The 1,090-nt window shown below is 61.0% G+C and carries 1 protein-coding gene; it reads right to left on the bottom strand.

Features of this window, described 5'->3' with window-relative positions:
• Positions 1 to 225 precede the first annotated feature (225 nt).
• Positions 226 to 1,090: EF-P lysine aminoacylase EpmA (gene epmA / locus H5U08_RS19590; protein WP_297037096.1), on the bottom strand; the 865-nt coding region annotated here is incomplete at its 5' end.

The following is a 1,090-nucleotide window of genomic DNA, read 5'->3' on the forward strand; positions in this document are numbered from 1 at the left end:
GGCAATTCGTGAATTGCCCCTACCGTGTAGTCAGCGATATTTAGACCTGACAAACACATCCCTCCGGCTTACCCTTCTTGAGACCTTGCCGAGCTTCACGCGCCTTGGAGGGGGAGACAAAGCGGGGATGACTCAGCGCCGATGCGGGTTTCAATCGCTGGACAATCAGCGTCGGGCCGGACTTCGTCTTTTGGCTTCACACGAAGACGACCAGAGGGGGCCTGCTCAGGCGATATCGAACGGAAAGGCGAGGACCTCTCGCAAAGACTGCGCCCCGGTACGCAGCATGACGACGCGGTCAAATCCCAGGGCCACGCCGACGCACGGCGGTAACCCATGTTCCATCGCGCGAAGGAGGCGGCTCTCCTCAGGGAGGGGGCTTTTTCCATCGCTGATCCGCTGGACGTTGGTGGCGCGAATCCGTCTCCGCAGTTCCTCGGGGTCGCGCAGTTCGTGGTACCCGTTGGCCAGCTCCACGCCACGGAAAAACAGTTCGAAACGTTCGGCTACCGGTAGAGGGTCGGCCCGCACGACAGCCAGCGCCGCCTGACTGGGTGGATAGTCACATACGATGACGGGGCGATTGTGTCCCAACCGGGGCTGGACGCACTCCGACCACAGCAGATCGAGCCAGCCGTCGCGGTCATCGACGGTCAAAGAGTCGGGCCAGGCGATGCCGAGAAAGCGGGCAACGCCCTGAAGCTGCGATCCGCTGGCCTGCAGAGGGGAAATTCCCACAGCGTCCTGGAAAACCTCGCTGTAGGTGCAAATGGTGGGGCGTCCGGTTTTCAAAATTCTTTCGGCCAAGTCGGCGAGAAGCTCCATCCCAGATTGATAATCGTCGCCGACGCGATACCACTCCACGATGGTGAATTCGGGATTGTGCTGGTGACCGCTCTCCCCGCGTCGAAACGCCCGGGTGATCTGATAGATGGCCCCTGGCCCGCCACTGGCGAGAAGCCGCTTCATGCCGAATTCCGGTGAAGTTTGCAGAAAGTAGCGCGGCGTGTTGGGCCTGACCTCTTCCGGGCGTTCGACATCGCACACCCAAAAAGGATCGAGATGGCGATCGACCACCGTATCCTGCGAA

The sequence above is a fragment of the Thermogutta sp. genome (assembly GCF_014359955.1).
Classification (GTDB): domain Bacteria; phylum Planctomycetota; class Planctomycetia; order Pirellulales; family Thermoguttaceae; genus Thermogutta.